This window comes from Bradyrhizobium sp. Ses1 (assembly GCF_059512365.1).
Window position 1 is genome coordinate 1 of the sequence record NZ_JCAMOQ010000119.1, and the last position, 6,472, is coordinate 6,472.

Sequence of the window (6,472 nt, forward strand, 5' to 3'; positions counted from 1 at the left end):
TTCACCTGCGCGCGATCAGATCGGAACGCTGCGCGGCATCAGATTGGAATACCTGCGCGCGATCATTGGAATCCGCAGAAAGTCGCCAACGATATTATCGCGATGCTCCGAATGGCGGGAAAGCGCAGATCGCTCCGCACCATCGAGAAAGCCGCGAGGTGTCGGGATTGCGCGGGCCAAACCGAATTGGAAGTCCTCCTCAAGCGGCAAGTCCGAAATGGGAATCCAGATCTGGTGATCTGAGACATCGGAACGAATCCGGGCGGTCAGATACTGTCGAAAACGGCTGCGCTTCTCTAGCATCGATACACCAGTCAATGGCGAACTTTTCCACATAGTCCTCGCTCAGCAAATTGTTGAGCGCGGACATCCCCAATACACGCTGTACTAGCTTCGTAAGCTGCGAAAGTTGTCGTCCGGATCGAAAAAGGCTTGTCGCCCCTGTGTGAAAAAAGCGACCTTGGCGCCCGTTGCCATCGTGCTCAAACGTCTGGGGCGCGCCTCTCGCTGGCGTGTCCTTGCCAGTGATCCGGGCGGAAAATGTATGGATCACCCCATGCGGGTCGATCAAGTCCCGAAGCTTGCGGCGCTTCATCCGAAGCTGAAATGCCGGATGCAACGCGATCACGTCAAGCCGCCGCATCAGGGTGCAACTTGAAAGTCATCGCGCTAATTCTATTTCGTTGCGCAGCCGCCCGCCCTCTCTGAGGATCCCGTGAAGCTTGTATCTTTTCGAAGTGGAAGCTGGCATTTACGTCTCATGCCGGGGCAGGGCTCTGTCCCGCGCTATTCGTCAGATTTGAAGCCGCTTGATCAGCCAGGCGGACCTTTTCCTCGGCCGGGGCGCTCGCCTGCCGCGCTGTCAGCACCCTTGACCAATGCCCCGGAGGCGCGCGGCCGCGCCGCGCGCGAGATCGCGTTCCGCCACTTGAACCTCAATTGCAAGGCGGAAGCGTATCAATCAAGCACCTAGTACCGCGGCGTTCTCGTGCCGACGTGACCGTTGTACGGGTTCACGTTGCTGCGGGTAGAATAGTTGTCCATCTGGGTGCTGTTCGGATTAGTGGCGATATAGGGCTGCACGTACGTTCCACTGCCGGTGTAATGCCCGGATACACTGTGATTGCGCGGATTGGAGCCTGTGCCATAAAGCTGCGCCTGTGCGCCAGTCGCCGCGATCGAGAGAACAACAGCCAAAAGAACACGTTTCATTTCGAATCTCCCCAGTAGCTTGGTTTTAAAAGCGGCGGGATACAACCACGGTGACGCGCATGCACGCAATGGCTACGGCATTAGACCATCGGAGTAGTCTCGGCGCTTTCATCTACGCATCCTACCTTGTCACGATTTTGCACAGGGACTGGTGCGATGCGCGGCGGCAGTCGTCATCGCTCCGCCAGCCGAGCGCGATAATTCTTGATCATGGTCTCGCTGACGTCGCTCGGATAGCAAATTGGGGCGCGGCCGCCCGGGCGGCTGTAGGCGCTGCGGCCTCCACAGGCTCGCCCATTTCGCATGGCATCGTCCGGGCACGCGCACCGCCGCCCGGTGGCATGGTATGCCCGGCGGCTCTCCTGGATGATTAAGGCGGCGATCACCGCGGCGGTGAGGACCTCGGTCGCTCGCTTCGCAGGTGTCGGGGGCGCCGCTTGCGCCGGCCGCTGAGCGGTTTGCTGGTCCACCCTGAGCGTGCGGTCCGAAGTCATTGCTGCGCGGGCCAGGCGGACGGACTCCTGACGCGGCGCCGGCGCCGCGACCTTCGGGGATGCTTCCGGTGATCTTGTCAGCGCAGGCACTGCGGCCGTTGTGGCCGGGAGGGAAGGCGGTGCGGCGGGCTGATAGAAGGCGTAGCCCAACAGAGCCAGCCCAGTCCCCAAGATCGCAAATTTTTGCATATAGCCCCCTGAAGCCGTGCCGAGAGTTCCTCAACTTGCGCGCGAATTCAAGAGGGTGGGCTCTTCGAGCCGCCCGATACTCGGCGTCGGATTTGCTTGGAATCGGCGCCCTTAGTGCGCCGATTTGAGCGTCGCAATGACGCCGGCGGCGACGCCCTTATCAGATTTCGTAGAGAGCGCCATTGTGCGCTTGTAGAAGTGCTGGAACAGCACGCCGACCAAGAAGCCGCTGAGGACTGATTGAACTGCGACGAAGGCGCTGAAGGACAACACATCGAAAAAATCCAGCGTGGTCCCGGGCAGCGGCGGAGATTCCAAAAAAGCGATCAAGGTCGCAGCAAGTTGCAGCGCGCCCTGCCACCCCGCAGCGGCGAACGAAACCCCCGTTGACTTTCCCGCGCGGTCTACATAGACGCCGATGAAATAGCCGAGCACAGCTTGGCTGGATGCAAAGAGAAACGGCGCGATCGTAAATTCTCCGCGCAGATATATGCTGAACGGGATAGTGAAGAACAGAGACGTGCTGTAAGCAGCCAAAGCAATTATGAGATTCTCCGGGCGGTCGAAGTTGGAGGCGCCCTCGCTTCGCCATTTACGCTTCAGTTTGATCGCGAGGATCATGACGATCGAATAGTTCAAGGTGAAGGTGAGGGAATATCCGATCACGCGGGCGCGATTCGGCATCAGCGCCTCTTCGCCGCGTAGATACGCTAACCCTGCATAGGCCACATTGGCGACGAGCAGAATCAGGAACATCGAGCCGATCACGCGCACAACGGCGTCCCAATCAAAGAGTGGGAGCGGTGGGATGCTGATGGTGAAACCAAGTTCGTTGAGAGTCTCACTCATGTCCTCCGGCGTCAGTTCGCTCGCAAAAGCCGATAGGGCAGTCAGCAGGCACAGCGTTTCGTAGAGGGTATCGCATCTGGTTTGAAGCTCTTGCCGGCGCGCAGAGAGTGCTCTGAGCTCTTGCTTGTCGATATTGGCCGATATGTAACTATCTATGTCGGCCACGTCGGCGGGGACCAGTTTCTCCTGATCAACCAGATACGCGGTGAGCGCGGTTCGTAATTCCTGGCTCTGGTTTGCGACTTGGCGCAGGTCACGGTCAAGCTTGATCTTGAATTCGGTGAATTTTCCATCCGCCATGATAGATTGGAGTTGAGTGCGTAGGCATCGAACCGCGATCAGTCTCTGCTCCAGCGCGCCCACCAGCTTGCCCTCCGCCGCTCGAATCGCGTCACGAGTGGTAAGTGTCGAGCGAACGGCCGCCAACGCAGCCGGCGGCGGGGAATACGGAGCCGCGTAGAGCTTCTCAGCGAGTATCCGCGCGTCGTCCGGAATGAAGGCGGCTCTGTGCAACGCTCGGAGCAGCCAACCGTCGATGTCCTTAAATCCTGGAAAGGAGGAGAGCAGCCCCGTGAGCGCGAAACAACGCAACCAATGCGCTATGCTGCAAGGTTAACGAATCTCCCCAGGAAACCGAAGAGTGGGTCAGCAAGCCAATGCTTCGGCGACCAGGCTGGGAAAGAATACAATGGCAATGAAAGCGAGTTCGAGTAATGCCACGTAGCGTCTGGCGAAACGATTATAGCGGGCTCGCGATGTCGTGAATATCGGAGGCGCCGGCGTAATCAGTCGGAGCCCTATCGGCTCGCCCGGAGCGTCTCGATTGCCGAAGTCGATCGCATAATCCGGACTGTTGAAATGGAATCGTCCGTAGAAATATAAGGCTAACATCCCGGCGGGAATTATCCAGTAGGTTTGAGCCCACGCCAACAAATCTGCCTGCGATACACCCGATAAGGCCTGACATGACGCCCTCCCGTGGAGAAGCAGCATGGCATTGTACCCATCACGGGTGTGCGCGAATGTGAGCCAACTCACAACCAACAACCAACACGTGCTTGTGAACGAGCTCAAGGAGACGCGGATCGCCGATCGGCTCGCATCTGTCATTTCTGAACGCTGTTGTTGCTGCGAGTGACGTACGCAAGATCTAGCTGGACCGAAGGCTGTTTCTCCCATCGAACGGTTCACAGGCGCGATGATGTCGAGGTCGAGTAAGCCCTCGATCTCGAATTTCCAAAGCTTCAAGCGCTCGAGCACCTGATGCTCCTGCCGGTGCTCGGGAGTGCTCGTTCTGGCAGCCCGGAAGCGATCCTCCGAGCGCGGCCTGCTGTTCTCGATCCACATCGTCACCTCCGATGCACGCCTCACCGCCGGCGGCGCGACGGCCGGGCCGGGCTCGGGCTAGGCTGCAGTCATTCGGATCTTGCGTCGGTTGGTCGACCAATAGCCCTGCGGTGGGGGCGGAATGACGGCGCTGACATCGAAGATCAAACGTTGCACCGCCTCCGCGGCGCCTGGCTCATCTTCGATAGATCGATGCAAGCTTTCGGGCTTGAACGGCCCAAAAGCTTGCAGCTTTATTCCCGGTCCTTCGCTTAGTTCTAGTCTAGCCAAGGGGGCGGTACCGTCATCATTGTGTAATCTCGGCCGTCCGAAGCTTAGAGCGAGGAGCAAGCAGTTTCAGTCAAACTTGTAGGAGGCCTGCAGGAACGTGCCCCATCGTTCCATGCTATAGTTCCCAGGAAAGGGCCCGTGGGTAACAGGACGGCTGCCCGCCTCGGCTTCGGTGGCGAGTTGTTTACGCTGATTTGGAGTCCACATGGCCCAATAACGGCCACCGATGCCAACGCTGAAGTTCTCAGTGATGAAGTAGGATAAGACTGCCTCGACCTGCACACCACTGCCACCACTCCCGCGTTGATCAGTGAACTTCGTGAATTGACGCAGCAGATGGTTGTCGCGCCCGTGGAAATCCGTCCACGGCAGGTAGGCAATATCGGCGCTCACGCGCCAACGGTCGAGCAACATGGTCTCAGCGCTGAGGCCGATGCGCAGCGCATTCCAATCAGTGTCTTGGCTGCCGACAATCCTTCTATCGCCCGGCACAAGGCTTCGATGGCCGGGGGAGGCGATCTCCACGGATCCTATCTTATCAGACTTCTGGCCGTAGTAGCTCCAGCCCACCGACCTTATAAGTGCTGCCGCGCAGGAAATTGTAGCCGGCATCGGCGGTGTAGTAGGTAAACCTTCCGTTGGCCTGACCCGATATCGTGTTGGCGTAGGCGATGCGGGGCCTTCCGTAGGTATCGGCCAAGCCCCAATCTTCATCGTTCTCATTTCCGTTGTTGAAGCGGCCGAACCCGATATTGCCCTTCAGGAAGATCCCCCAAGGGCTGTCAACACGTTGGAACAACTCACCGGAAATCCCATCCAGCCCATGATAGGTGAGCCTTGATACGAGATCACTGCTCCCGTGGTCCCATTGAAACCTTCCTCGGCTTAACCAGAGCCGCGTGCCGCTTTCCAGCGACCACCTATCAGCGAAGGCAATCGGCGATGCGCTGACCGTCGGCTTTGTCGCGTATAGCGGCGCATCTGACCATCCCGGCGTCCGTGCGTCGGCGTCAAAATGGTAGTTCAGACCAAGCTTTCCGACGTGATAGCTGCTGGATAGGCTAGTGATGTTGGCGGGGACCGTTGCCAAGGGCGGATACTGTAGGGTCGGAGTGGTTACCACATTTGGTCCGTCGAACCTCAAATAGTCGTACTCGAGTTTGACGGACCATGCCGGCGTGAGCGCTTGCTCGACGCCCACCCCGATTGTGCCACCGACACGACCATAGTCGAAATGAGTGGCATTCTGTGGCGCCAGGCCAGAGAATTCGTTGTTGTTGGTGACATCGCCGCGATTGTGCTGCCGGCCACGCCCCCCTTGAGATAAACCAGCGTATGGCCCTGCGGGCCAAGCGCGTAACCCAGGCGACCCGTCCCAGTGACAAAGACGCTTGGACTGGCGTTGCAGTTCGCGCTGACGATATGGCCGGACACAGCAAGACAGGTGTTTGTACCGTGCGAGACAGCGCCACTGGCATCCAATTCAACGCCAAAAACCCAGCGCTCCCTCTGCCAGTTGTAGCCGATCTGACCTCCGGCCAGGAACACAGGGGTGTCGACAACGTCCCCATAGAGTGACGGACCATAGGGATCACTGAATGATGTCCGCCCGTAGCCCCCGCCGACGTGCCCGCCGATATATCCTCCTGTCCAGCTCCAGACGGCGGGTGGGTCCTTTACTGCCGGCTTAAGATCGGCCGAATTGACGGTCCCGCCTGCAACAAGCGCAGCTGTTGCGGCACTCCAAAAAAGAAGGTCAGATCGCATATCACCTCACGAAGACATAACGCGCGCGCCCACTTGCAACGAAGGCCGAATGGCCGATGTCGTTGGCCGCTTGCATGCCGTCTGTGGTGTGCAGGATCTAGGCCAGCAGACGCGATGGGCATTCCCTGCGGCTTTTTTCGATCGCGATGTTGTCTTCGTAACAAGATCGGTGGATTTTGAAACAAGCCGCGCGTCTGAGGTCGGACACGAGGCGCATGCTGCACGCCAGCTCCGACCGATTGAATAGGTGAATGCTCCGGCGGAGAGTGAAGTGGACCCCGGATTTTGGACCAGCGGCTTAGGTGGTGCGGATGCCGTTCCGTTTTGATAAACGGAGCGGACCA

General features: G+C 58.8%; 8 protein-coding genes. 1 reads left to right on the top strand and 7 read right to left on the bottom strand.

From position 1 onward, the window contains the following. Positions 1-15: 15 nt before the first annotated feature. The 7 genes from AC5ZG5_RS45375 to AC5ZG5_RS45405 form a co-directional block, all read right to left on the bottom strand. Positions 16-336, bottom strand: a complete 321-nt coding sequence (locus AC5ZG5_RS45375; protein ID WP_456647101.1) for a hypothetical protein — start codon at positions 334-336, stop codon at positions 16-18. Between the two features lie 633 nt (positions 337-969). After that, positions 970-1,212 carry a hypothetical protein gene (locus AC5ZG5_RS45380; protein ID WP_456647100.1) on the bottom strand — a complete coding sequence of 81 codons (243 nt, stop codon included), beginning with the start codon at positions 1,210-1,212 and terminating at the stop codon, positions 970-972. A gap of 794 nt (positions 1,213-2,006) precedes the next feature. Further along, positions 2,007-3,335 (bottom strand): hypothetical protein, encoded by a 1,329-nt coding sequence (locus AC5ZG5_RS45385; protein WP_456647099.1) that lies wholly within the window; start codon positions 3,333-3,335, stop codon positions 2,007-2,009. A gap of 54 nt (positions 3,336-3,389) precedes the next feature. Continuing rightward, positions 3,390-4,091, bottom strand: coding sequence for a hypothetical protein (locus tag AC5ZG5_RS45390; protein WP_456647098.1), 702 nt, complete (start codon positions 4,089-4,091; stop codon positions 3,390-3,392). Between the two features lie 336 nt (positions 4,092-4,427). Further along, a complete protein-coding gene (locus AC5ZG5_RS45395; protein WP_456647097.1) occupies positions 4,428-4,886 on the bottom strand; it encodes a hypothetical protein in 459 nt (152 codons plus the stop codon). A 13-nt stretch (positions 4,887-4,899) separates the two neighbouring features. Further along, on the bottom strand, positions 4,900-5,562 hold the full coding sequence (locus AC5ZG5_RS45400) for an outer membrane protein (protein ID WP_456647096.1): 663 nt from the start codon (positions 5,560-5,562) through the stop codon (positions 4,900-4,902). Then, a complete protein-coding gene (locus tag AC5ZG5_RS45405; RefSeq protein ID WP_496138735.1) occupies positions 5,502-6,128 on the bottom strand; it encodes an outer membrane protein in 627 nt (208 codons plus the stop codon). The genes AC5ZG5_RS45400 and AC5ZG5_RS45405 overlap by 61 nt, the downstream gene beginning before the upstream one ends. A gap of 49 nt (positions 6,129-6,177) precedes the next feature. On the opposite strand from AC5ZG5_RS45405, the gene AC5ZG5_RS45410 reads away from it, so the two are divergent. Continuing rightward, positions 6,178-6,375 (top strand): hypothetical protein, encoded by a 198-nt coding sequence (locus AC5ZG5_RS45410; protein ID WP_456671310.1) that lies wholly within the window; start codon positions 6,178-6,180, stop codon positions 6,373-6,375. Positions 6,376-6,472 lie beyond the last annotated feature (97 nt).

Excerpts from the sequence above, each read along its gene's own strand:
- AC5ZG5_RS45410 (WP_456671310.1), top strand. The coding sequence starts at position 6,178 with ATGGCCGATGTCGTTGGCCGCTTGCATGCCGTCTGTGGTGTGCAGGAT.
- AC5ZG5_RS45390 (WP_456647098.1), bottom strand. The coding sequence starts at position 4,091 with ATGTGGATCGAGAACAGCAGGCCGCGCTCGGAGGATCGCTTCCGGGCT.
- AC5ZG5_RS45405 (WP_496138735.1), bottom strand. The coding sequence starts at position 6,128 with ATGCGATCTGACCTTCTTTTTTGGAGTGCCGCAACAGCTGCGCTTGTT.
- AC5ZG5_RS45380 (WP_456647100.1), bottom strand. The coding sequence starts at position 1,212 with ATGAAACGTGTTCTTTTGGCTGTTGTTCTCTCGATCGCGGCGACTGGC.
- AC5ZG5_RS45375 (WP_456647101.1), bottom strand. The coding sequence starts at position 336 with ATGTGGAAAAGTTCGCCATTGACTGGTGTATCGATGCTAGAGAAGCGC.